The sequence below is a fragment of the Variovorax sp. GW821-FHT09D07 genome (genome assembly GCF_059416345.1).
In genome coordinates, this window is sequence record NZ_JBWKOY010000004.1 from 77,906 (window position 1) to 102,060 (window position 24,155).

23 protein-coding genes are annotated in these 24,155 nt (G+C 68.1%); 9 read left to right on the forward strand and 14 right to left on the reverse strand.

The annotated features are described in order from the left end of the window. The first annotated feature begins 13 nt into the window (after window positions 1-13). From AC07OX_RS16040 to pcp, 6 genes are read left to right on the forward strand one after another with little or no spacing between them, the layout of a single operon-like run. Window positions 14-676, forward strand: coding sequence for an RsmD family RNA methyltransferase (locus tag AC07OX_RS16040; protein ID WP_495261209.1), 663 nt, complete (start codon window positions 14-16; stop codon window positions 674-676). A 43-nt stretch (window positions 677-719) separates the two neighbouring features. Further along, entirely contained in the window at window positions 720-1,223 is a 504-nt protein-coding gene (coaD, locus tag AC07OX_RS16045; protein ID WP_062481439.1) for a pantetheine-phosphate adenylyltransferase, read from the forward strand. 39 nt (window positions 1,224-1,262) lie between these two features. Continuing rightward, window positions 1,263-1,910, forward strand: a complete 648-nt coding sequence (pxpB, locus tag AC07OX_RS16050; RefSeq protein WP_493193947.1) for a 5-oxoprolinase subunit PxpB — start codon at window positions 1,263-1,265, stop codon at window positions 1,908-1,910. Next, window positions 1,907-2,905: a 5-oxoprolinase subunit C family protein gene (locus tag AC07OX_RS16055; RefSeq protein ID WP_495261208.1), complete on the forward strand. Its 999-nt coding sequence runs from the start codon at window positions 1,907-1,909 to the stop codon at window positions 2,903-2,905. The genes pxpB and AC07OX_RS16055 overlap by 4 nt, the downstream gene beginning before the upstream one ends. A 55-nt stretch (window positions 2,906-2,960) precedes the next feature. Then, window positions 2,961-3,701, forward strand: coding sequence for a 5-oxoprolinase subunit PxpA (gene pxpA / locus AC07OX_RS16060; protein ID WP_070061982.1), 741 nt, complete (start codon window positions 2,961-2,963; stop codon window positions 3,699-3,701). Between the two features lie 5 nt (window positions 3,702-3,706). Further along, window positions 3,707-4,378, forward strand: a complete 672-nt coding sequence (pcp, locus tag AC07OX_RS16065; RefSeq protein WP_495261207.1) for a pyroglutamyl-peptidase I — start codon at window positions 3,707-3,709, stop codon at window positions 4,376-4,378. A gap of 8 nt (window positions 4,379-4,386) precedes the next feature. On the opposite strand, the gene AC07OX_RS16070 is transcribed toward pcp, so the two are convergent. Next, window positions 4,387-5,097 (reverse strand): alpha/beta fold hydrolase, encoded by a 711-nt coding sequence (locus tag AC07OX_RS16070; protein ID WP_185993669.1) that lies wholly within the window; start codon window positions 5,095-5,097, stop codon window positions 4,387-4,389. Between the two features lie 116 nt (window positions 5,098-5,213). Here AC07OX_RS16070 and AC07OX_RS16075 point away from each other — a divergent pair, with 116 nt between their 5' ends. Then, window positions 5,214-5,909 carry a histidine phosphatase family protein gene (locus tag AC07OX_RS16075; RefSeq protein ID WP_495261206.1) on the forward strand — a complete coding sequence of 232 codons (696 nt, stop codon included), beginning with the start codon at window positions 5,214-5,216 and terminating at the stop codon, window positions 5,907-5,909. A gap of 9 nt (window positions 5,910-5,918) precedes the next feature. Here AC07OX_RS16075 and AC07OX_RS16080 read toward each other — a convergent pair whose 3' ends face one another. The 3 genes from AC07OX_RS16080 to AC07OX_RS16090 all read right to left on the reverse strand — a co-directional run bounded on the left by AC07OX_RS16080 (window position 5,919) and on the right by AC07OX_RS16090 (window position 9,432). Next, on the reverse strand, window positions 5,919-7,511 hold the full coding sequence (locus tag AC07OX_RS16080) for an N-acyl-D-amino-acid deacylase family protein (RefSeq protein WP_495261205.1): 1,593 nt from the start codon (window positions 7,509-7,511) through the stop codon (window positions 5,919-5,921). Between the two features lie 117 nt (window positions 7,512-7,628). Next, window positions 7,629-8,990, reverse strand: a complete 1,362-nt coding sequence (locus AC07OX_RS16085) for a tetratricopeptide repeat protein (RefSeq protein WP_495261204.1) — start codon at window positions 8,988-8,990, stop codon at window positions 7,629-7,631. A gap of 43 nt (window positions 8,991-9,033) precedes the next feature. Then, a complete protein-coding gene (locus AC07OX_RS16090; RefSeq protein ID WP_159273004.1) occupies window positions 9,034-9,432 on the reverse strand; it encodes a tautomerase family protein in 399 nt (132 codons plus the stop codon). Between the two features lie 124 nt (window positions 9,433-9,556). Between AC07OX_RS16090 and AC07OX_RS16095 the strand changes: the two genes are divergently transcribed. Then, window positions 9,557-10,420 carry a LysR family transcriptional regulator gene (locus AC07OX_RS16095; protein WP_495261203.1) on the forward strand — a complete coding sequence of 288 codons (864 nt, stop codon included), beginning with the start codon at window positions 9,557-9,559 and terminating at the stop codon, window positions 10,418-10,420. Between the two features lie 24 nt (window positions 10,421-10,444). Here the strand turns inward: AC07OX_RS16095 and AC07OX_RS16100 are convergent, their stop codons facing one another. The 8 genes from AC07OX_RS16100 to AC07OX_RS16135 all read right to left on the reverse strand — a co-directional run bounded on the left by AC07OX_RS16100 (window position 10,445) and on the right by AC07OX_RS16135 (window position 22,530). Then, the gene (locus AC07OX_RS16100) at window positions 10,445-11,608 is read right to left on the reverse strand and encodes a hypothetical protein (RefSeq protein WP_495263322.1); all 1,164 of its coding nucleotides are present in this window, start codon (window positions 11,606-11,608) and stop codon (window positions 10,445-10,447) included. A 91-nt stretch (window positions 11,609-11,699) separates the two neighbouring features. Next, window positions 11,700-15,380, reverse strand: coding sequence for a metallophosphoesterase (locus AC07OX_RS16105; protein WP_495261201.1), 3,681 nt, complete (start codon window positions 15,378-15,380; stop codon window positions 11,700-11,702). Between the two features lie 318 nt (window positions 15,381-15,698). Next, window positions 15,699-17,102, reverse strand: coding sequence for an amidase (locus AC07OX_RS16110; protein WP_495261256.1), 1,404 nt, complete (start codon window positions 17,100-17,102; stop codon window positions 15,699-15,701). A 23-nt stretch (window positions 17,103-17,125) separates the two neighbouring features. Beyond that, on the reverse strand, window positions 17,126-18,613 hold the full coding sequence (locus AC07OX_RS16115) for an ABC transporter substrate-binding protein (protein ID WP_495261200.1): 1,488 nt from the start codon (window positions 18,611-18,613) through the stop codon (window positions 17,126-17,128). Window positions 18,614-18,888: 275 nt separating this feature from the next. Further along, on the reverse strand, window positions 18,889-19,710 hold the full coding sequence (locus AC07OX_RS16120) for an ATP-binding cassette domain-containing protein (protein WP_062481345.1): 822 nt from the start codon (window positions 19,708-19,710) through the stop codon (window positions 18,889-18,891). Beyond that, window positions 19,707-20,696 carry an ABC transporter ATP-binding protein gene (locus AC07OX_RS16125; RefSeq protein WP_062481347.1) on the reverse strand — a complete coding sequence of 330 codons (990 nt, stop codon included), beginning with the start codon at window positions 20,694-20,696 and terminating at the stop codon, window positions 19,707-19,709. Before AC07OX_RS16125 ends, AC07OX_RS16120 begins: the two co-directional genes overlap by 4 nt. A gap of 11 nt (window positions 20,697-20,707) precedes the next feature. Continuing rightward, the gene (locus AC07OX_RS16130; protein ID WP_062481348.1) at window positions 20,708-21,583 is read right to left on the reverse strand and encodes an ABC transporter permease; all 876 of its coding nucleotides are present in this window, start codon (window positions 21,581-21,583) and stop codon (window positions 20,708-20,710) included. Further along, window positions 21,580-22,530: an ABC transporter permease gene (locus tag AC07OX_RS16135; RefSeq protein ID WP_095746670.1), complete on the reverse strand. Its 951-nt coding sequence runs from the start codon at window positions 22,528-22,530 to the stop codon at window positions 21,580-21,582. The genes AC07OX_RS16130 and AC07OX_RS16135 overlap by 4 nt, the downstream gene beginning before the upstream one ends. Before the next feature lie 145 nt (window positions 22,531-22,675). On the opposite strand from AC07OX_RS16135, the gene AC07OX_RS16140 reads away from it, so the two are divergent. Continuing rightward, the gene (locus AC07OX_RS16140) at window positions 22,676-22,981 is read left to right on the forward strand and encodes a YfhL family 4Fe-4S dicluster ferredoxin (RefSeq protein WP_070061994.1); all 306 of its coding nucleotides are present in this window, start codon (window positions 22,676-22,678) and stop codon (window positions 22,979-22,981) included. Here the strand turns inward: AC07OX_RS16140 and AC07OX_RS16145 are convergent. Together AC07OX_RS16145 and pth are read right to left on the reverse strand one after the other, a co-directional pair. Next, entirely contained in the window at window positions 22,964-23,308 is a 345-nt protein-coding gene (locus AC07OX_RS16145; protein WP_495261199.1) for a hypothetical protein, read from the reverse strand. The genes AC07OX_RS16140 and AC07OX_RS16145 overlap by 18 nt on opposite strands. A gap of 200 nt (window positions 23,309-23,508) precedes the next feature. Next, complete coding sequence (gene pth / locus AC07OX_RS16150) at window positions 23,509-24,144, reverse strand: aminoacyl-tRNA hydrolase (RefSeq protein WP_095949172.1); 636 nt, start codon at window positions 24,142-24,144, stop codon at window positions 23,509-23,511. Between the last annotated feature and the right edge of the window lie 11 nt (window positions 24,145-24,155).

Consider the following 24,155-nt stretch of genomic DNA (forward strand, 5'->3'; position numbering starts at 1 on the left):
TTAAGCTCGCCGCATGCCCCAGAAGCCCCCGAAGAAGAACGCCGCCGCGCCCGTCTCGCGCGCCCCCGCCGCCAAGCGCCCGTCGCGGCCCAGCGAGGTCCGCATCATCGGCGGCGAATGGAAGCGCACCCGCCTGGCCGTGGCCGACAAGCCCGGCCTGCGCCCCACGCCCGATCGCGTGCGCGAAACGCTGTTCAACTGGCTCGCGAGCCTGGCCGGCGTGGGCGGCGGTGCCTTGCCGGGCTGGCACTGCATCGACGCCTTCGCGGGCACCGGCGCGCTCGGCCTCGAAGCCGCCTCGCGCGGCGCGGCCCAGGTGCTGCTGTGCGAGCAGGACGCCGCGCTGGTCGCCCAACTGCAGGCCGCCAAGGCCAAGCTCTCGGCCGAGGCCGTGCGCGTGGAGCGCGGCAACGGCGTCACCGCGCTCGAACGCGCGGCGGCGGGCAGCCTGCAGGCGGTGTTTCTCGATCCGCCCTTCGACAACCTCGCGCTGTACGAGCCGGCCCTGCGCGCCGCCGCGCGCGCGCTGCATGCCGACGGCGCGATCTACCTCGAAGCGCCGCGTCGCTGGGCCGCCGAAGAACTCGCCGCGCTGGGCCTGGCCGAATTCCGCTACCTGAAGGCCGGCGCCGTGCATGCCCATCTGCTGCGCCGCGCTGTGTCCGTGCCTGCATAATCCGCCGGACAAGCCGCACCGGCAGCATGAGGAAGAAGCAACCATGGCCAGCAACGTGATCGCGGTTTATCCCGGCACTTTCGACCCCATCACCCTCGGTCACGAGGACGTGGTGCGGCGTGCAACCCAACTCTTCTCCAAGGTGATCGTCGCCGTCGCGGCGGGCCACCACAAGAAGGCGCTGTTCACGCTCTCCGAGCGCATGGACATGGCCCGCGAGGCCGTGAAGCCCTACAGCGACCAGGTGACGGTCGAGAGCTTCTCGGGCCTGCTGCGCGACTTCGTGGTCGCGCGCGGCGGCAAGGCCATGGTGCGCGGCCTGCGCGCCGTGACCGACTTCGACTACGAGTTCCAGCTCGCCGGCATGAACCGCTCGCTGATGCCCGACGTCGAGACCGTGTTCCTGACCCCGAGCGACAAGTACCAGTTCATCTCCAGCACCTTCGTGCGCGAGATCGCCATGCTCGGCGGCGAGGTCAACAAGTTCGTCTCGCCGAACGTCGAGCAGCAGCTCACTGCCAAAGTCCGCAGCCTGGGCAGGGAATGAGCCCGCTCCAGGCTTCGCGCTGAGGTGAGCGCCACCCCCTTGCCCCGCCTGCATCCGCTGGGCGATGCGGCGCTGGTGTGCGACCTGCCCGCGCCCGCTACGCTGGCGCAGCAGCAGCGCATCTGGGCGCTGGCCGCCGAGGTGCTGGCCTGGCCCGGCGTCGGCGAGGCGCTGCCGGGCATGAACAACCTCACGCTGACCTTCGACCCGACCGCCGTGGCGTTTGAGGAACTCGCGGCGCGCGTGCTCGAGGCCTGGCCGGGGCTCGCGGCCCATGCCGCCGAAGGGCGACGCATCGAGATTCCCGTGGCCTACGGCGGCGAGCACGGCCCCGACCTGGCCGACGTGGCGGCCCACACCGGGCTGTCGGCGGCCGAGGTGGTGCGACGCCACAGCGGCGGCGACTACGTGGTCTACCTGCTCGGCTTCCTGCCGGGCTTCGCCTTCATGGGCGGGCTGGCACCCGAACTTGCGACACCGCGCCGCGCCGAACCGCGCACCGCCGTGCCCGCGCGCTCGGTCGGCATCGGCGGCGAGCAGACCGGCATCTATCCGCTGGTGTCGCCGGGTGGCTGGCAGCTCATCGGGCGCACGCCGCTCGAGCTGTTCGACCCGTCGGCCGAGTCGCCCACCTTGCTGCGTCCGGGCGACCGCGTGCGCTTCGTCGTCGAAAGCCTGCAGACATGATCCTCGTGCGCAAACCCGGCGTGCATGCCTCGGTGCAGGACCTCGGGCGGCCGGGCCTGCGCCAGCTCGGCATCTGCCCGGGCGGCGCGCTCGACATGCTCGCGCTCACGCTGGCGAACCGGCTGGCCGGCAACGCCGACGCGGCGGCGGGCATCGAATTCACCATGGGCGGCTGCGAGCTGCAGTTCGAAGTCGACACCCGCATCGCGCTCACCGGCGACGACTTCGGCGCCACGCTCGACGGCGTGCCGCTGTGGCCCTGCTGGAGCGTGCCGGTGCGTGCCGGCCAGACCTTGCGCCTGGCCGGCGCCAACGCGCCTGGCACGGCGAAGGCCGGCCTGCGCAGCTGGCTCGCGGTGGCCGGCGGCATCGACGTGGCGCCCGTGCTCGGCTCGCGCAGCACCGACCTCAAGGCCGGCTTCGGCGGCCACGAGGGCCGCGCGCTGCGCAAGGGCGACCGGCTCGCGCTGGGGGCTTCGCGTCTCGGTGCAGACCAAAGCGCGCGCCGTCCTTTCGGCCTGCGCGCGCCCGACTGGGGCACGGCCGAGCCCGACGGCGCCTTCGCGCTGCGCGTGCTGCCCGGCCCCGAGTTCGACCTGTTCACGCCCGACGTGCAGGCGTTGCTGTGGAGCGAGCGCTGGCGCATCACGCCACAGAGCAACCGCATGGGCAGCCGGCTCGCCGGCGCCGAGCTGCAGCGCAAGGCGGGCGGCGACATGCTGTCTTCGGGCGTGATCCCCGGCACGATCCAGGTGCCGCCTTCGGGCCAGCCGATCATCCTCATGGGCGACGCGCAGACCACCGGTGGCTACCCGCGCATCGGCGTGGTGATCCGCGCCGACCTCTGGAAGCTCGCGCAGGCGCCGCTCGGCGGCCGGCTGCGGCTGGTGCGCACCGACCTGTCGCACGCGCTCGCGGCCTGGGCCGGGCAGCAGCGCTACCTGGCGCAGGTGGCGCAAGGGCTCGCCGCTGCGGGCTGGCCCGGCGCGGCCTAGACTGTGGCCTGACGCAGGTGGCTCCCGCACCTGCCCCCGAGACGGAGAACATCCCATGCAGATCGACCTGAACGCCGACCTCGGCGAAGGCGCCGGCAGCGACGAAGCGCTGCTCGGCCTCGTGAGTTCCGCCAACATCGCGTGTGGCTGGCACGCGGGCGACGCCAGGACCATGCAGCAGTGCGTGCGCTGGGCCATGGCGCACGGCGTGGCGATCGGCGCGCACCCGAGCTTTCCCGACCGCGAGAATTTCGGTCGCAGCACCATGCACCTGCCGCCCGAGGAGATCGTGGCGAACGTGCTCTACCAGGTCGGCGCGCTGGCCGCGATCGTCAAGGCCGAAGGCGGCCGGCTCGCGCACGTGAAGCCGCACGGCCAGCTCTACAACCAGGCGGTGAAAGAACCCGAACTCGCCGAGGCGCTGTGCGAGGCGGTGCGTCGCTTCGACCCCTCGCTCAAGTTCTTCGGCCTGGCCGGCAGCAACATGATCGACGCGGCCCGCCGTGCCGGCCTGCAGCCGGTCGAAGAGGTGTTCGCCGACCGCGGCTACATGCCCGACGGCAGCCTCGTGCCGCGCAGCCAGCCCGGCGCGCTCATCGAGAGCGAAGAACAGTCGCTCGCGCAGACGCTGTCGCTGGTGCGCGACCACCGCGTGGTCGCCATCGACGGCAGCACCGTGCCCGTCAACGCCCAGAGCGTGTGCCTGCACGGCGACGGCGCGCATGCGCTGGCCTTCGCGCGGCGCATCCGCGAGCGGCTGCAGCAGGAAGGCATCGACGTTCGCGCGATGGCCTGAACAGGATGCCGACGAAGCGCGCTTCTCCCACGGTCTTGCTGACGGGCTTCGAGCCCTTCGAGCAGGAGCTGCTCAACCCATCCTGGGAGGCAGTGCGCTCGCTCGACGGCTGGCAGTGCGGCCGCGCCACCGTGCATGCGCGCCTCGTGCCCTGCGTCTTCGGCGAGGCGCTCGCCGCACTCGACCGCGCGATGGACGAGCTCCAGCCGACGCTGGTGATCTGCATCGGCCAGGCCGGTGGCCGCGCCGAGTTCACGCCGGAGCGCATCGCGATCAACGTCGACGACGCCCGCGTGCCCGACAACCTCGGCCGCCAGCCGATCGATGTGCCGGTGGTGCCCGGCGCGCCCGCCGCCTACTTCTCGAGTCTGCCCGTGAAGGCCATCGTGCGCGAACTGCGCGCGGGCGGCGTGCCGGCCTCGGTGTCGAACAGCGCGGGCACCTTCGTGTGCAACCACCTCTTCTACGGGCTGATGCACCGCATCGCGACGCACGCGGCGGCGAAGGGCGCGCGCGGCGGCTTCATCCACATTCCCTACCTGCCCGCGCAGGCGGCGCGCTTTCCGGGCGCGCCGAGCATGTCGCTGGAGACGCTGGTCGATGCGTTGCGCATCACCGTGAAGACAGCACTTGCGGTGAAGCAGGACGTCGCGGAAACCGGCGGCCAGCTGCACTGACCGGGCTCTCAAGCGCGGGGGAAGTGCTTGCCCAGCCAGGCGTTGAGCGCCGTGTTGACGAACGCAGGCTTCTCCATCGTCAGCATGTGACCGCACTGCGGCACCCACACCACCTCGGCGCGCGGCAGCAGCGCCGCCATCTCGCGCGTGCATTCGGGTGGCGCGAGGCGGTCGTCGTCGCCGCACATCAGCAGCACCGGCGCGCGCAGCAGGGCCAGGTGCGTGCGCGCATCGGGGCGGCGCATCACGGCATGGTTCTGGCGGATGAGCTGGGCCGCGCCGGCGCCGAGCACGATGTCCAGGTAGCGCTGCACCAGCGCCGGGTTGGCGGCCTGCGCGGGATGGAAGGCGAAGGCCACGTTGGGCTCGATGATCTCGCGCACCTCGCCGCGCTCGAACCATTCGATGGCGCCTTCGCGCAGCGCGAACATGTCGGGCGTCTCGGGCCGCGCGCTGGTGCCCAGCAGCATCAACCCGGCGATGCGCTCGGGCGCCTGGCGCGCCGCTTCCATCGCGACCATGCCGCCCATCGACGCGCCGCACAGCACCAGCGGGCCGTCGTGCTCGCGCAGCACGGCGCTGGCCATGCCTTCGATGGTGTCGTGGCGCGTCTGGACGTCGCTCACGCGGGCGCCGAAGGCGGCGGGAAGTGCGGGCAACTGGGCCTCCCAGAGGCGTTCGTCGCAGGCAAGGCCGGGCAGCAGGACAAGATGGGGCATGGGCCGATTTTGCGCGATCGGACGCGCCCGGCGCACGGCCCGTACGCGGTGGCGACCATGCAACAGCGGGTTGGCACGAAGCCGCCGTGTCATGCACTCGGGGGACAATGCATGCAATGTCCACCACCACCCCCGACTCCGCCCCCACCGACCTCATCCTGATCCGCCACGGCGAAACCGCCTGGAACCGCGAACTGCGCTTCCAGGGCCACGCGGACGTCCCGCTCAACGACATCGGCCACGAGCAGGCACGCCGCCTCGGCCTGCGTCTGGCGGGCGAGACGGCACAGCACCTCATCAGCAGCGACCTCATGCGCGCCCAGCAGACCGCGGCACCCGCGGCGCAGCAGCTCGCGCTGCAGGTGGTCACCTCGGCGGCGCTGCGCGAGCAGCACTTCGGCGTGGTCGAGGGTATGCGGGCCGACGAGATCCAGAGCCAGCATCCGCGTGCCTGGGAAGAGTGGCTGGAGTTCCGCGAAGACCACGCCATGCCGCAGGGCGAGAGCGCGCGCGAGTTCCATGCACGCGTGATCGGCGCGCTCGGCGCCGTCGCCGCCGCGCACCGCGGCCAGCGCCTGATCGTCGTCACGCACGGCGGCGTGCTCGACATGGTGTGGCGCACCGCGCGCGGCCTGAGCCTCAGCGGCCCGCGCCAGAGCGAGATCCCGAACGCGGGCTTCAACCGCATCCGCATCGCCGACCCGGCCGCGCCGGACGCCATCGAGATCGTCGAGTGGGCCGACACGCGCCACCTCGCCGACCTGCCGCCGCAGCCGACCTACGACCAGCGGCGGCACCTGAAGAAAGACTGATCTCTCGGCTCAGGCCGGGCAGCTGCCCGCCTTCGGCGTGCGCAGCAGCGGCACGCCGGCGCCCACGCCCGTGGGCTGGCCGCCGTCCACCGCGAGGCGGCCGTTCACCAGCACCGTGACCACGCCTTCGGACAGCAGCGTCGGCTGCGTGTAGGTGGCCTTGGCCGCGAAGCGCTTCGGATCGAACACCACCACGTCGGCGTGGTAGCCGGGGCGCAGGTGGCCGCGCTGCACGAGGCCCAGCGTGTCGGCCGTGTACGCGCTGCTGCTGCGGATGAACTGCGCCAGCGAGATCGCGCGCTCCTTCACCACGTACTGGTCGTACTTGCGCGCGAAGGTGCCGTAGGCGCGCGGATGGCCCAGCGACGAGTCGGACGAGGTCATGACCCACGGCCGCTTCATGAAGGCGCGCACGTCGTCGTCGCTCATGTTGAACGAGGCGATCATCAGGTCGCCGTCGCGCAGCACGGCAATGGCGGCGTCGACCGGGTCGGCGTTCGAGGCCTTGGCCACGTCGGCCAGCGTCTTGCCCACGTACTTCGTGCTGCCGGCCGAGAACAGGATCGCCTCGGGCCCGCCGCGCAGGCGCAGGTTCTCGCGCATGTCCTTGCGCAGGCGCTCCTGCTGCGCCGCATCGTCGAAGCGTTGCAGCGTCGCGGCGCGGCCGCCTTCGTTGGCCCAGGGCGGCAGCAGCGCGGCCGAGAAGCGCGTGCTCGACGCGGTCCAGGGGTAGTGGTCGGCCGTGATGTCCAGGCCCGCGGCGCGCTCCTTCTCGATGCGCCGGATGATGTCGCCGCTCTGGCCCTGCACCGCCACGCCCAGCGCCTTGATGTGCGCCACATGCACCGGCAGCTTCGCCTCGTGGCCGATGCGGATCACCTCGTCGATCGAGCCTTTGAGGCCTATGTTGTACATGGCCTCGTCGCGGATGTGGCTGTCGTACAGGCCGCCGTGCGCGGCCGCCACCTTCGCGAGTTCGATGACCTCCTCGGTCTTCGAGAAATTCTGCGGCGGGTAGAACAGGCCCGTCGACAGCCCGAGCGCGCCGTCGCACATCGCGCGGGCCAGGTGCTGCTTCATCGTGTCCATCTGCGCGGGCGCGGGGGCGCGGTTGGCCTCGCCGAGCTGGCTGATGCGCAGCGGCCCGAAGCCCGCGTACATCGCGACGTTGGTGCCGACCGGCACGGCGCGCAGCTTCTGCGTCTGCGCTGCGATGTCGTAGCCGCCGAAGCCGTCGTTGCCGATCACGGCCGTGGTCACGCCCTGCGTGAGAAAAGGAATGTTCAGGCGCTTGCGCGCGTCGCTCGAGAGCAGGTCGGCGTCGGCGTGCGTGTGGGCGTCGATGAAGCCGGGCGCCACCACGAGGCCAGTGGCGTCGATGGTGCGGCGTGCGCTGAACTGCGCCGGCATGGCGCGACCTGCGAACACGATGCGGTCGCCCGCGATGCCGACATCGCCGACCACCGGCGTGTCGCTGTCGCCCGTGTAGATCGTGCCGCCGCGCAGCAGCAGGTCGAGCGCGACAGTGGCTTCAGCGGCGGTGGTGGGGAAGGGCGAGGCAAGGGCCGCGAGAACGGCCAGCGTGACGAGGGAGCGCTGCATGGGCGAACGGGAAGAGAGCGGGAGGAGCGGCCAGTTTAGGAGTCGCTCCCGCGCAGCCGTTAATTCCTTTTGCGGCACGCCCCATGACCGGAAGGCATGGGTGGTGCCACGCGCCGCTCAGCGCGCCGTGAGCTGCCCGAGCCCCAACCGCGCGTAGACCGCGTCGGCCTGCCGCCGCAGCCGCAGCGATTCGGGCTGGCCGTTGAGCTGCTGCTGCAGCAGGCCCTGCGCGCCCGCGAGCGCGGATTCGGTGTCGGTGCGCACCAGCGCGTCGAGGTACAGCTGCTCGAACAGGTCGCGCTGCGCATGGCTGCCGCCGATCTCGATCATGCGCGGCAGCGCGACGCCCAGGCCTTCGACCGCACCCGCCACGTCGCCGCGCGCATGGGCCACGAGGCCGCGCGCGGCCGGCACGCACACGCGCTGCCACGCGGCGCGCGTGGACGCCGGCGCCACGGGCGCGAAGGCCTCGATGTTGTGCAGCAGCACCTGCGCCTCGGGCCGGCCAGCGCGCGCCAGGCCGTAGAGGTACTGCAGGTCGAGAAAGGGCAGCACGTGGTCGGCCTGGCGCTGCCGCAGGTGGTCGGCCACGTCGTCCCAGCGCGCACCGACGTCGATGCCCGCCAGCTCGAGCCGCGCGAGCAGCGACACGGCGCCGATCTGGTCCTGTGAGTAGTCCTTCACCACGCCCCAGGCGTGCTCGTCGTACACGGCGAGCGCCTCGGCGTCGCGGCCCAGGTCGATGAGGAACAGCGCCACGTGCCACCAGTTGTGCGTCACCATGAAGGAGTTGAGCCCGGTCCAGGTGTCGCTCACGCTTTGCATGAACGCCAGCCCCTCGGCCAGCCGGCCTTCGGTGAGCATCACGTGTGCCAGCGCATGGTGCGCCCAGGGCTCCTTGCGGCACAGGCCGATGGCACGGCGCGCGCTGGCCTCGGCCTCGCGCAGCAGGTGGCACTGCTCGTAGCCGAAGGCCGCCATGCCGTGCACGTACGGCACCTCGGCCGCGGCCGGCAGCGCCGCGAGCGCCAGCCGCAGCATGCCGGGGCAGTCGCCGGTGTTGAAACAGTGGTACTGGCCCAGCTTCACCGACACCAGGTCGCGCGGATGCTCGCGCGCCTGCTCGGCATGCAGCGCGATGGCGCGCGCGATGTCGCCGTCGGCCCAGGCCTGGACGGCGGCGATGTAGCGCTGCTCGCGCGGCGTGGCGCGCGCCGCACCGGCGCGGGCCTTGTCGAGGAAGGGCTGCGCGTTGGCAGCGGCCTCGCGCGATTCGGCGAACAGGTGCAGCGTCGCGCAGTAGGCCTGCACGATCGGGCTGGCATCGCGTTCGGCCAGCGCCAGCAGGTTCACGGCGCGCGCCTCGGTCGAGAGAAAGCCCATGACGAAGTCGTCGACCAGCGTGAGGCTGGCGGCGTCGTCGAGCGTGAGCGGATTGCCGAGGCTGTCGGCGGCGTGCGGGGTTCCGTGGGAGGGCATGGCGGCATGGTGCCACGCCCCCGGCGTCTTTCAAGAAGTCTTCTCAGACACCCGCTTGCTGGTGGCGGTACTCCTGCGTCTGGCCTCCATAGCCGTAGGCCGCGGCGCGCGCGTCAATCACGTGGACGTACGAGACCTCGTGCAGGTCGGGCCGCAGCCGCGCCATGGCCGCGTGCACCTCGCGCAGGTAGCGCGCCTTCTCGGCCTTGGTGTTGGTCTCGTCGGTCACGCTGATGTCCAGGTGGAAGGCCGACTTGCCGAGTTCGGCCAGCGACTGACCGCCGATGAACCAGCTGTCGGCGGCGATGTACTGCACCGTGACGGCGATGACCGGCAGCGCCTTGCCCAGCACGCTCTGCGTGAGCTCGGCGACCGTGTCGACGGTCTTGCGGGTGAGGGCGGCGTCAGGCTGGCCGGAGAGGTGGACGACGATGTGGGGCATGGTGGACTCCTTTTGCGTTGAAGAACGGGTGGTCGATGGGGTGATTGTGGGATTCCTCTCGTCATCGGAAAAGCGGGAAGATATGATGGAATCCATCGGATCAGCGAATGGATAGGCAGGCACCATGCAAGGCTTCGACCTCGAACAGTTGCGCACCCTGGTGGCGGTGGCCGACGCCGGCAGCCTCACGGCGGCGGCGCCGCGCGTGTACCTGTCGCAATCGTCCGTGAGCGAGCAGATCCGCAAGCTCGAGGAGCGCGCCGGCCAGTCGCTGCTGACCCGCAGCAAGGCCGGCGTGGCGCCCACCGAGGCGGGCGTGCGGCTGCTGGGACATGCGCGGCGCATCCTCGCGCTGAGCGACGAGGCCTTTCGCGACCTGCGCGGCGAAACCCTGCAGGGCGAGCTGCGGCTGGCCGTGACCGACTACTTCCGCCCCGGCGACCTCACCCGCCTGCTGGGCCGGCTCGGCGAGCGCTATCCGCAGGTGCGGCTCCACGTGACCATCCTGAAGAGCGACGCGCTGCGCACCGCCTACGCGCACGGCGATTTCGACGTGGGCCTGGCCATGAACATCGCGGGAGCCAATGCAGTCGCGGCCGGCAGTGGCGCCGTGCTGCGACGCGAATCGCTGGCGTGGCTCGGAGCGACCGGCCTGCGCGTGGTGCGCGGCGAGCCGGTGCGGCTGCTGGCGCTGCCCGACATCTGTTCGCTGCACCAGTTCACCGTGTCCCTGCTGCGCCGCCGCCGCGTGCCCTACGTGCTGGCGCATGTCGCGTCGGGGGTGGCGGGCCTGCAGTCGGCCCTGGCCGCGGGCCTGGGCGTGGCCTGCCTCAACGAATCGGCTATCGGGGAAGGCATCGCGCGGCTGGCCACGCCGCATGGGCTACCGGCGCTGCCGCGCGTGGCGTTCCAGTGGTTGCCCGCGCGGCGGGGCGAGACCGCGTTCGTGACGCGGGCGCGGGAGATGCTGTCGTTGCAGCTGGGGTAAGGCGACAGCAAGTGGGTGAGGAAATCAGTTCAGCTTGATGTTGGAACCGTCGAGCTTGGCTTGATCTTCGGCGAGGCGTTGTACCTTGCCTTTCTTGACTTGAACGCCGGTGAAGTTCACGGTGCGGGTGATCGTGTTGCCCTCGATTTCCAATGAATCGAGGCGGCCCTGCTGAATGTCAAGCGATTCGATGGTGTTGCCCTCGATCACGACATCACCTGCATTGAGATATCCAGAGCGGAGAAAGGGAATTCTGCTGTCCCGCAGCGCGAGACGTCGCGTCATCACGGGCTGAGTTTCCTTGTTGTCCGGGTCGAAGCCGCCTCCGATGATCACTGGCTTGGTGACGTCACCACCGAAGATGCATCGTTCGATGAGAACGGAGTCAAAGGCTCCGGCATAGACATAGCAGACGGAGATCCCGTTGCCGTGAATCTGGCTGTCCTTCATGGAAAAGGCAAGCGCGGCTTCTTTGATGCCAACTTGAATGGCGCCACCTCTGACTCGCTCTATCACCAGATCGTCCTTGATCGTGGCATTGGTCAGGTCGAGGTGGTCCAGTACGGTGTCACGGATGGTCAGAGACCGAAGGTCGGCTGAGACCATGCCGAATCTGCCGCGCAGCTTGCAGCGCTCCAAAAGAACGGATGCGTAGAGTCCTTCGCCGCCGCCAGCGGGCTGACAACCGACCTCTTCGAACTCGCAGGACACGAGAGTGAGTCCCGCATAGCCGCTGATATCGAACCATCTCCCGCGGCAGTCGATGAATGTGGCTTCACCGTAGGTTCCCACACTCCCCCAATTGTTGGGCTCGCTGTCCGCTCCTTCGAAAGTGCATCTCTCAAAGACGGTGGAGCGGCTTTCGGTATCTCCAACCAGGTGGGTCTCCCCAGTGAGCTGGCAGTCCAGAAATCGAACTTCTTTGAGAACACCAAGGTTGAATACGCCAGTGAAGCGGCAATTTTCAAAGATCACTTTCTCGAGGCTTTTCGGTCTGATCTGATGCGAGCTAACGAACTCGCAGTTGATGAATCGAATGTTGTGCCAACTCTGCCCGATGAACTCCACATTGCTGACGTAGGCGCTATCGAGTGTCAGCATGGTGTCCCCTGTTTCCTGCTTGCGAAGATCGGGATCTTTTAGGTAGTTGAATTGCTTGCCGAAGTTTTGAATCTTTTCTTTTTTCATCAGATCACATCCTGTCAAAAAAATTGCGTCGCAACCGCCTGCGATTCGTATCGCAATTGATAGAAATCTGCGACGTTTCATGCGCCGAAACTCATTTGACAGCCCGACCCGTAATGACTTCGCGGGCGGCGATGTATCCCTTATCCCTGTAGTGCTCCGCCAAGAATCGCCAATCCGGCACTTGCCCGTGCTCCCCACTTCTACGCTGCATGAAGTCGAAGGCGTTAGATCCCACAAGAGACGTCCCGATCTCCAGCGGAAATATCCACGGATCGTTCTCCCATTTCATGTCTGCACTCCAATCGGGTGTAGCTTTTCCCTTTTCGGGCCCCGTGGTGTATAGCGCGATCATGGGCTTCTTCAGGATGACCTCGCAGAAGGATTGCGCCACTCGTTGCATGGAGAGCACCCCTGCACCTTTGGACAGGCTTGCGGCGCCACCCGCAGCGGGGCGTGTGGAGGTCGTCACCATGGCTTCTGCCAGTTTCTTCATGTCTGCCGAGGTGAAACGCAACGCACCGCCGGCCTCTGCGCGCTTGAACTCCGGGGTCAGACAGTGCCAGGTTGCGGGCTTGGGTTTGTTCTTCTCATCCACACGACCACCTTCAAAAATCCATACCTTCATCGCCGCGATGCAATCCAGCTTCTTCATCTGCTCGCTCAAAAGCACATTCACGGTGTCAGAGCGCCCCTTATTCAGTAGGCCTGCACGAGATTCCCAGGTGAAATGCACGGGTGAGTTGTCCGGTTGCAGTACGTGCAGATAGTCCAGAGCGACCGCCAAGCGTGGCACCTCGTTGTAGCGGGTACCTGTGTCGCGACCGGTGCGTTGGGTCTTGATCTGCCGGAGGGTGCGCTCGCCGCAATTGAGCAGGCTGCCTGCGGGTGGACGCAGTGTGTGGCCGTTGAGCTCACCGGCAAGGTTCTGGACACCAATGGGGCCACCGCATGAACTCACCACGAATTGCGTGCCGCTGCGGGCATACGCGATGAGCCCGTCCTTGTACATGCCGGGATCGCGCCGGGACGCGACGGTGATCGTGCCAGCGCCGAGGGCGTTGCGACCTTGATTGATGGTGTACAGCGCGCTACGGTGGCTGTGGCCGCTGAGGTGCCAGTCGACGCGTGTCGGCTGTCCGGGCACGCTGGCGCAATGCGCAAAGTACCACTTGAGATTGCGCTCGCAGGTGCCGAAGTTGGCATTGTTGAAGCCGGCCGAGGTCAGGCCGCGCGGCCCGTCGTGGGGAACGAAGCTCAGCTCTTCCTGGAGGGCCGCAGCGTTGTAATTGATCATCGTGAAGTGGCTGGCAACCACGAGCGGGGCGTTCGTGCTGCCCTTCAGCGCCAGAGCCTGACGCAGAACAGCCTGCTGGGCTGCATCGATGCTCGCACTGGCGCGCGGCAGGATCATCGCGCCATGACGGTCGGTTCCAAGCTTCGCGGCGCCCTCGACGTTCATGAAGTTCTCTGTTTCTCCCCACGCAAGACCTACGAGAACCTGCTGGGGAAGTCGCGTCGCATCGGGCTCCGTGGGCATCGCGATGCAAAAGTCGGACAGCGGCGTGAAGAGCACGCTGAACCAGTCGAAGTTGGCGGTGGTGAAGTTCAGACTGGTCCACGTCTGCCCATAAGTCGGTCCGTAGGCCAGCGTGGCTTCGAACACCGTCATGTTGTGATCTGCCGAGATGCCCGGATTGGCTTGCAGGCCCGTGAACTTGCTGGCGCCTTCGACGTCTTTCCTGTGGGTGTTGATCGATGCATCCAGCGTGGCGAGCATTTCCTTGTTGGCCTGCAGTGCGGCCTGCACGCTGACGCGCGCGGCGCTGACCGCGAGATGCGACGACGTCGCCATGTGCGCAGCCGCCGTTTGCGCCTGCAAGACGCCGATGCTCACGCCGAGGTCCATCGTGCGGGTCTTCAGGTCGTCCGCGAGATCGGTCAGCTGGACGCCGAGATCTCCGGCGCTCTGTCCGAGGCTGATCGCACCATGACCCACCGTGCTGACGACGCTTGTGTACGTGCTCCAGAGGGCACTGATGCCGGCGTTGGTTGCGTCGGCCACAGCTTGTTTGGCGCCTTGGAGCGCAGCGTGATAGATGTCCCACGCCTGTGCAGCAAGACCATTACCGGATGACTTCGGGGCGGGTTGAGGCGACGCGACTTTGGGTTGTCCGGCTTGGGTTTGACGCAGGTAGTCGTCGAGTGCGGCCTTGGCATTGGTGGCAGCAGCGTTGCTGTTGGCCTGAAGCCCTGCAAGTGCCGCCTGATTTTGCTGGCGAGCCGATCGCAGCGCATCGTGTGCGTCCTTGCCCTGCTGCTCGGCCGATTGATCGAAGGTGCTCCGGATGCGGTCGATCTGGCGGTCGCAGGCATCATGCGCCGCCAGTAGCTGCGTCCATTGCGCGAGGGTCTTGCGCATCTCGGCTTGCAGAATCTCCATGGCGCCGAGCGTCATGCCCCAGACGCCGACGCGCGGATAGACCCCATAGGCGATGTCATAGGCTTCGTGGTTGCCCGTCGTCATGAATACAGGCAGCTTGAGCTCGTTGTACGCGTAGCGCACCAGGCTGTAGGCCAGCATGTCGTCTTGACCGCGCGGGTACAACTCGGGATTCGCGGGGTCGTTGAGCCGGTTGAGAACGTTGAAGAGCTTCCATTGGTCTCCGATACGCCGGTCCGGCACCTTGGAGGGGTCGATATTGCGATTGAAGTCGATCAGGTCGCCCGTGAGCAGCAACACGGTATCGGGGCGCTTGCTGACACCCACCTGATCGAACAAGGCCTTGAGGGCGTTGAAGGTGTTGCACACGAGCTCACCCACTGCAGGTCGTTGGCCCTTGGTGAACTGGCTGTCCTCGATCACGTGCGCAGGCGACTTGGCCAGTGCGTTGTGCCGCACATTGATATGCACATCGCTCAGGTGTCCGACTTTCAAGGGGGCGTCGCTGGCGAGGCGGATGACCGGATGCCATGCGGCGAGGCGTGCATCGGTTTCGGTGAACAGCGATTGTGCAGAACGGGCGGTTCGTGGAACGTCGTATTCCATCAAGGCCGCTTCCTTGCCGCGCCGTGTCACGGCGGGCGCATTGGTGGCTTGGTGACGGTGTGACTGGTGCGTGACTTGCTGCGAGAGAAAGGTCTCGACCAGCAGGTCCTGCGCATGGACCGTGCCGCCCTTGCACAGTGATGGGTAGTCGTTCTTCTGGGCCTGTGTAGGCTTAACCATCCAGGCGAAGCTCTTGAACTCAGCGCTCTCTGGCTTGATGGTCAACCGGGCGAGGTCGAGTTCCACTTCATAGATATCGCCTCCCGGGAAGCCGGCGGCACTGAATGCCTTGACGGCCTGCGGACTGACGGTGGCGAACACCTCGCCTTTCTGGTTGTAGATGATGGCGCTGGGTTCGAACTTGGCGACCCGCCAGACCTTGATGGCCGTTTTCGCGATGGTGCAGTCTCGGCCGTCACCGGTCAGTGCGCCGACCTGAATGTCGGTGTCGGGCTTTGCGCCTTTCATGGCCACGAGTCGAAGATGGCGAGCGACGGTCGCTGACGCGTCGCCGCGCAGGAGGCTCACCCGCCCACGTTTGTCCAACGTGGCTCTCGCATCGCTGCTCGTGGCGAGACCGAGCGATTCCGCCGCAATGAATAGACTGCACTTCTTCTGGTGCGGTCCGATCAGCAGAGGAGTCCCCAGGCTGGGGTAGAGGATCAATGCCAGCTTTGGCGAGGGCTCGCTGCAATCGCAGACGGATGCTTGGGGGAGGAGGGCCATCGGCTAGCCTCCCGCTGTGGTCGCGGCCACTGGATGGCACGCGAGATCTGAAGCAGAAGCCGCGGACGCGGCAAAGCGACGCATGAACATTGCGTTTTCCTCCCTGTTGTTTGGCTGGCCGGCACTGTGCGCTCTTGTGGCCTCAACCTGTGACAAGGTGTGAGGCGAAGGCGCATTGTGCGGGGAGCATCTGTTCCCTGCGCAGGCAGTTCTTCACGAAGGCGAGAGGATTCGACGATGGCGTTTGCAGCGAGGCGCGGTCAGGCGCGCTGCGGATCGAGCCGGAGCAGCGTCTGGCTCGACCTGGGACCGATTCGATCAGCCCGGAACAACTCGCGGCCAAGGCCGCTGCACTTCCCTGATCTGCTCGAACGCGCGCGCCACGCGCAGCACGCCGAGGTCGTCGAAGCGCTGCCCCGCAATCTGCAGCCCGATCGGCAGGCCGCCGGCCGAGTACCCGCAGTTCACCGACGCCGCCGGCTGCTCCGACATGTTGAACGGCACGGTGAAGCCGATGTGCTCCAGCGGCCGCAGCGGGTCGTTGGTGGGCGAGGGCGCCTCGGCCGCTGCCGGCATGTTGGGCGACACCGGCGAGATCACGTAGTCGAAGCGTGCGCAGGCGTTCACCGTGGTGACGCGCGTCGCATGGAACTGGCTGAAGCTGCGGAACACATGCTCGCCGCTGAACTCGGCGGCGCTCTCGGCCCATTCGCGGATGTAGGGCAGCACCTTGGCGCGCTGGTCGGGGCGCAGGGCCTTCAGGTCCACCAGCGAGCGCATGCGCCACAGGTGGTCCATGCCGTCGAGCAGGGCCTGCGACATGAAGGGCTGCATGGGCTCGACGGTGGCGCCGGCCTTTTCGAACAGGCGCGCCGCCTGCTCGACCGCGGCCTGGATCTCGGGTTCGACCGCGAGGCCGCAGCCGGCGTCCAGCAGCAGGCCGATGCGCAGGCCGCGCAGGTGGTCGGGCGCGACGTCGAACGCGGCCCAGTCGATGTCCTGCGCGGGCAGGCTCATGCTGTCGCGCGCGTCGGGCCGGGCCAGCGCCTGCATCATGAGCGCGGCGTCGCCGACGGTGCGCGTCATGGGGCCGGCGGCGCGGCCCATGTAGGGCGGATCGATCGGGATGCGCCCCAGGCTGGGCTTGAGCGTGAAGATGCCGCACCAGCTCGCGGGCAGGCGCAGCGAACCGCCGATGTCGGTGCCCAGGTGCAGCGGGCCGTAGCCCGCGGCCGCGGCGGCACCGGCGCCGGCGCTGGAACCGCCCGGCGTGCGGCTCAGGTCCCAGGGGTTGCGCGCGAGCGTGTGAAAGCTCGACAGCCCCGACGACAACATGCCGTAGTCGGGCATGGTGGTCTTGCTGACGATGACGGCGCCGGCTTCCTTCAGGCGCGCGGCCGGCGGGGCGTCGGCGGCAGCGGGCATGAGGTCGACGGCGGCGGTGCCCGCGGGCAGCGGGTCACCGCGCGTGGCGATGTTTTCCTTGATCGTGGTCGGCACGCCGTCGAGCGGGCCGCGCGCGTCGCCGCGCTGCCAGCGCTGCTCCGAGGCACGCGCCTGCTCCAGCGCGGCCTCGGGCCGGAACAGCCACGTGGCCTGCAGCCGGGGCTCGCAGTGCTCGATGCGCGCGATGACGGCGCGCGTCACCTCGACCGGCGACAGGCGCTTCTCGCGGTAGGCCGCAGAGAGCTCCTGCGCCGACAGGTCGCTCAACGAAGGCAGGGAAGGGTCAGGCACTGCGGGGCTCATCCCCACGACAGGGCCGACAGGTCGTTCACGAAGATCGGGTTCTCTTTCCAGAGGCCCTTGACGTTCTTCTTGGCCACGGTCGGGAACTGCGGCTGGTAGAGGAAGCCGTTGGCCGCGTCGGTGGCCAGCAGCTTCTGCGCCTCGCCCAGCAGCTTGTTGCGCTCGGCCGCGTTGCCGGTGGACTTGATCTTGTCGAACAGCGTGTCGAAGGCTTTCGACTGGTAGCCCCAGTAGTAGTCGGGCTTGGCGTAGTTGCCCAGGTCGAAGGGCTCGACGTGCGAAATGATCGACAGGTCGTAGTCCTTGTTGGTGTAGGTGCCGCTGAGCCACTGCGCCCACTCGACGTTCTGGATCTTCACGTTGATGCCGATCTTGGCGAGCTGGGCCACGATGACTTCGCCGCCCTGGCGCGCGTACGGCGGCGGGGGCAGGGTCATGCGCAGTTCGAGCGGGGTCTTCACGCCGGCCTCGACCAGCAGCTTCTTGGCCTTCTCGATGTCGAAGGGGTTGATGCCCGTGGTGTCGATGTAGCCCGCGGCACCCGGCACGTAGTGGCTGCCGATCGGCACGCCCAGGCCGTCGGCAGCACCCTCGATGAAGGCCTTGCGGTCGATGGCCGCGAGGATGGCGCGGCGCACGCGCACGTCGTCCAGCGGCTTCTTCTTGTTGTTGATCGAGAGGATGGTCTTGGCGCGCGAACCGGCCAGGATGGTCTGGAACTGCGGGTTGTTGCGGAACTGCGGCACGGCGCGCGTGCCGATGCGCGTGAACACGTCCACGTCGCCCGAGAGCACGGCGGCAGCCTGCGCGGCGGTGTCCGAGATGAAGCGGAAGGTGACCTTGTTGATCTTGGCGACCGCGGGGGCGCGGAAGCCCTCCCACTTGCTCAGCGTGATCGACGAACCCTTGGCCCAGTTGTCCAGCTTGTAGGGGCCGGTGCCGATCGGCTTGGTGGCGTTGCCCTCGGCGCTCTTGGGCTCGACGATGGCGGCCGTGGCCTGGCCCAGCACGAAGGGCAGGTCGGGGTCGATCTCCTTGTTGATGACCACCACCGTGTGCTCGTCGACCACCTGCGTGGCGAGGTTGGCGAAGGTGCGCTTGTCCTTGTTGGTGCTCTTCTCGCCGCCGGCGCGGTCGAACGCGAACTTGACGGTGGACGCGTTGAAGGGCTCGCCGTTCTGGAACTTGACGCCCTTGCGCAGCTTGAAGGTGTAGGTCTTCAGGTCGGGCGAGATTTCCCAGCTCTCGGCCAAGAGCGGCGTGACGCTGCCGTCGACGTTGATCTTGGTCAGCGTTTCCAGGATGTTGTATTGCACGACCTCGGCGATGGCGGCGGCGGCGCCGGTGGTGGGGTCCAGGCCCGGCGGCTCCAGGGCCATGCCGATCACGATGGCGTCCTTGCGGCCCTGCGCCATGCCGGCCAGCGGGGTGGCCAGGGCGACGGTGGCGCCGGCGGTGGTAAGGAGCGTGCGACGGTTCAACATACGGGGTGATCTCCGGAAAACGGTCAGTGTCGAATGACTGCTTCGGCGCGCACCGTGCCCCAGGGGGAAGCGCAGCGCCACGAAAGAAAGACACACAGCACGAAAGATGCCACGTGCAGCGGATCATTCTCTCGCAGCAGGCCCTCCGGTGCGCGCCGGCGCGGGCGGTTTTTCCTCGGGACGTTCCCGGATGGGCGAGCGATCTTGCGCGAAGCCCACCGCTTGCGCCACCAGATGCTCATGACCGATCTGTCCGAGGCCGTGCCCCGGCGACTTCAGGCCGCGCGCAGCGTGCCGCCGGGCGGCGTGTGCAGCACCGCCGACAGCAGGGTGCGGGTGTACGGATGCTGCGCGTGATGGAACAGCTCGGCCGGCGGCCCCTGCTCCACGATCTGGCCCTTGAACACCACGCACACCTCGTCGCACAGGTGGTTGACCACCGCGAGGTCGTGGCTGATGAGCAGGTAGCTGATGCCGAACTGCTGCTGCAGGTCCTGCATGAGGTTGAGCACCTGGGCCTGCACCGAGACGTCGAGCGCGCTCACGGGCTCGTCGGCGACGATGAGCTTGGGCCGCGTGATGAGCGCGCGTGCGATCGCGATGCGCTGGCGTTGGCCGCCCGAGAACTCGTGCGGGTACTTGTCGAGGTCGGTGGTGCGCAGGCCGACGGCGGCGAGGGCTTCGGCGGCGCGTTCGCGCTGCTCGGCGCGGCGCGTTTCAGCCAGCGCTTCGAGCGGCTCGGCGACGATGCGTGCGACGGTCTGGCGCGGGTCGAGCGAGCCGTAGGGGTCCTGGAAGACCATCTGGAAGTCACGCCGCGCGGTGCGCAGCTCGGCCTTCGACAGCGCGTGCAGGTTGCGGCCTTCGAGGGCGACGCTGCCCGAGGTGGGCGTGTCCAGCGCCATCACGAGGCGTGCGATCGTCGATTTGCCCGAGCCCGATTCGCCGACGATGCCCACGCTCTTGCCGGCCTGCACGCTGAAGCTCACGCCGTTGAGCGCCTTCACGGTGGGCGGCGGGCCGAAGAGCTTTTCGCGCGGCAATGCGTAGTGCCGCACGAGGTCGGTCACCTGCAGCAACGGGGTCGATGGATTCATGGCGCAACAGCCTGCGCGGCTGCAATTTCTTCGAGACGCATGCAGCGCACCGCGTGGTCCGGCGGCAGCACCGTGGCGGACGGCCGCGTGGTGTGGCAGGCGTCGACCGTGTACGCGCAGCGGCCCGCGAACGGGCAGCCCGGTGGCAGGTCGACCAGCTCGGGCACGCTGCCGCGGATGGTCGCCAGGCGCAGGCCGCGCGGCGCGCCGATGGCGGGGCGCGCGGCGAACAGGCCTTGCGTGTAGGGGTGGGCGCGCTTGGCGAACACGGCGTCGGTGGGGCCGCTCTCGACCACGCTGCCGCCGTACATCACGAGCATCTTCGAGACCGTCTGCGAGATCACGCCGAGGTCGTGCGAGATCAGGATCAGCGCCATGCCGCGCTCGGCCACGAGGCCCTGGATGAGCTCCAGGATCTGCTTCTGGATCGTCACGTCGAGCGCGGTGGTGGGCTCGTCGGCGATCAGCAGATCGGGCCCGCAGGCCAGTGCCATCGCGATGCCGATGCGCTGGCGTTGCCCGCCCGAGAATTGGTGCGGGTAGGCATCGAGTCGCGAGGCGGCGTCGGGAATGCCGACGCGGTCGAGCAGCGCGAGCACTTCCTTGCGCGCCTCGGCTTTCGACAGACCGCGGTGCAGCCGCAGCGGCTCACCGACCTGGCGCGCGATGGTGTGCACGGGGTTCAGCGCCGTCATCGGCTCCTGGAAGATCATGCCGATGCGGTTGCCGCGGATCTGGCACATGTCTTTTTCGTCGCGCCCGACCAGCTCGGTGCCGTCGAAGCGGATGCTGCCCGTGACCTTCGCGGTCGCGGGCAGCAGGCCCATGAGCGACATGACGGTGATCGACTTGCCGCAGCCCGACTCGCCGACGATGCCCAGCGTTTCGCCGCGCTCCAGCGAGAAGGAAATGCCGCGCACGGCTTCGGCCGGCCCGCGTTGCGTCTGCAGGCCGATGTGGAGGTCGTTGACTTCGAGAAGCGCCATGGCGTGCTTGTTTACCTCGCGCGCGCCAGGCGCGGATCGAGCAGGTCGCGCAGACCGTCGCCCATCAGGTTCAGGCCGAGCACCGCCAGGGCGATGGCCATGCCGGGGAAGACGGCCAGCAGCGGCTGCTGGAACATGAGGGTCTGGGCTTCGCTGAGCATGCGGCCCCACGATGGTTGCGGTGGTTGCGTGCCGAGGCCGAGGTAGGAGAGGGCGGCTTCCGCCAGGATCGCGATGGCGAAGCGGATGGTGATCTGCACGATCAGCACGGCGGAGATGTTGGGCAGCACGTGCTGCATCGTGATCGCGAACGATCCCTTGCCGCAGGCGCGTGCTGCGGCGACGTACTCGCGTGACCAGATGGCGTTGGCCGAAGCGCGCGTGATGCGTGCGAAGGTCGGGATGTTGTAGATGCCGATGGCGATGATCGCGTTGACGATGCCGGCGCCGAACACGGCGGTCATCATGATCGCGGAGAGGATGGCGGGGAAGGCGAGCGTGAAGTCCGACAGGCGCATCACCGCTTCTTCGACCCAGCCGCGTCTCGCAGCAGCGAGCAGGCCCAGCGCGGTGCCGACCACGAGGCCGATGCCAACGGCGATCACGCCCACGAGGATGGACGCGCGCGCGCCCACCAGCAGCAGCGAGGCCACGTCGCGCCCGAAGGCATCGGTGCCGAGCCAGTGCGTGGCCGAGGGCCCCTGCATCTTGTTCGCCATGTCCATCGCGTAGGGCGACCACGGCGTCCAGACCAGGGAGAGCACGGCAGCGATCAGCAGCAGCAGGCTCAGCACGCCGCCGATCGCGAAGCTGCGGTGGTGCAGGGCGCGGCGCCAGAAGCCCGGCACCTTGAGCGCGACGGCGCTGGGAACTGTGGTCGTGCTCATACGTCGCTCGCCTTGATGCGCGGGTCGATCACGGCGTAGAGCACGTCGACCACGAAGTTCACGATGACCACCATCGCCGCGAGCAGCATCACGCAGTTGCGCACCACGATCAGGTCGCGGTTGCTGATGGCCTGGAAGATCAGCCGGCCCAGCCCGGGCAGGTAGAACACGTTCTCCACCACGATGGTGCCGGCCAGCAGTTCGGAGAACTGCATGCCCATGACGGTGATGACCGGGATCATCGCGTTGCGCAGCACGTGGGTCCACAGCACCATGCGCTGGGACACGCCCTTGGCGCGCGCGGTACGCACGAAGTCTTCGCGCATCACCTCGAGCACGGCCGAGCGCGTGATGCGCGCGAGGATGGCTGCCTGCACTACGGCCAGCGAGAGCGCCGGCAGCAGCAGCGATTTCAATCCCGCGAAGATGCCTTCACCCCAGCCCTCGAAGCCGCCGGCGGAGAACCACTGCAGCTGCACCGAGAACACAAGGATCAGCAGGATCGCGAACCAGAAGTTGGGAATGGCGATGCCGACCTGGGCCATGCCCATGAGGCCGACGTCGCCGAGCTTGTTGTGGCGCGCTGCGGCCGTCACGCCCACGAGCAGGGCGATGACGACGGTGAGGGCCATCGCCATCACGGCGAGCGGCACGGTGAGGGCCAAACGTTCCAGGATCAGGTCGATGACGGGCGAGCTGTAGGCGTAGCTGTCGCCCAGGTTGCCGGTGAGCAGGCCGCCGATCCAGTGCCAGTAGCGCGTCCACGCGGGCTGGTCCAGGCCGAGCTTGGTGGCCAGGGCGGCGACGGCATCGGGCGAGGCGTCGGGGCCCATGAGCATCTGCGCGGCGTTGCCGGGCAGGATCTCGAGGACGAGGAAAACGATGACCGAGGCGCCGATCAGGGTGCCGATCAGCGTGGCGATGCGCTTGAATAGAAACAGACTCATGGGGCGGGCCGCAGCATAACTGACTGATGCAACAACCGTGCCTTGGCTGTGAACTTTGTCGCTCCTCGCCGGACCGCCCTGACGCCGGCGGGGGCTCCGCAGGGTCTGCGGGGAGGCCTTCGCCCGGTCCGCCGATAATCGGGGGATGGCCCTCATGATCACCGACGAATGCATCAACTGCGATGTCTGCGAGCCCGAGTGCCCGAACGATGCGATCTACATGGGCGCCGAGTTCTACGAGATCGATCCGCACAAGTGCACCGAGTGCGTCGGCCACTTCGACGAGCCGCAGTGTGTGCAGATCTGCCCGGTGGCCTGCATCCCGGTGAACCCGGACCATGTGGAGACCCGCGAGACGCTGATGCAGAAGTACGTGCGCCTCACGGCGGACAAGGCGGCCCCGCCTTCGTCGGATGCCGCCTCGCCGTCGTCGTCAGCCGGCGCCCTCTGAGCCGGGTTTTTTCTTCGTTTTCTTCTTGCCTGTGTCCTTCGGCGCCTCGTCGCCGGTCGAAGGACTGTTGAAGCGCGCGCTCGTCGGGCGGGGCTCGGCCGTGTGCTTGCGCTGACGGGCCTGGACGGCCTGTTCGGCGGGCGTGAGCGGTTGTGCGCCTGAGGCGAAGCGCCCCGCATCGAAGGTCGTTGGATTGCGCCGGCCGAGCGCCTCCCGCTCCTGCGACTCTCGGTGGCGTGCCAGCCGACCCGCGCTGCGTTCGTTGCGGCGCGTGGCGTCTTCCGACGCCTTGCGGTCCGCATCGCTGCGCCGGTCGTCCACCTTCACGGTCCGCCCGCCTTCGCACGGCTGGTCGGAGTAGGTGTTGCCGCATCGCCAGGTCTGGGCTGAGGCGCCCATGGAGGCGACGGACATTGCTATTGAAAATATAGCGATTGCCGCTGTGCCTGCGGTCTCCTTGTTCTTCGTCGTCGTTCTTCTTTTTCTCATTTTTTGTTTGCTCTCCCTCCCTGCACTCCCGTGGCCGGCTAGGTGGCGGCAGGCGTCGTGCCTCCGTCGCCGGGCTCCCGCCTCGGCGGCTTGGGCCGCGGCGGTTTGCTCGTGTGAATCATCAGCGTGGCTTTTTCCATCTCGCCGGCCACCAGCGCGGGGGCGGCATGCAGGGTGCGCACGATGGCGTCTTCGATCGCTTCGCGCTGCTCCTTGAGCGGCTTCTTGAGCACCCAGTTGACGACCTCCGACTTCACGCCGGGATGGCCGATGCCCAGGCGCAGGCGCCAGTAGTCGCCGGTGCCGAGCTGGGCGTGGATGTCGCGCAGGCCGTTGTGGCCCGCATGGCTGCCGCCGAACTTGAGCTTGGCCTGGCCGGGCACCACGTCGAGCTCGTCGTGCACCACGAGGATTTCGTCGGGGGCGATCTTGAAGAAGCGCGCCAGCGCGGCCACCGACTTGCCCGACAGGTTCATGAAGGTCTGTGGTTCCAGCAGCCAGATGCTTTGGCCGCCGATGTTCGCGCGCGCCGCGAGGCCGTGGTAGCCGCGCTCGGGCACGAGGTTGAGCTTCCAGTCGCGCGCGAGGGCGTCGATCCACCAGAAGCCGGCGTTGTGGCGCGTGGCTTCGTACTCGGGGCCCGGGTTTCCGAGGCCGACAAACAGCTTGATCATGGCGGGAATTA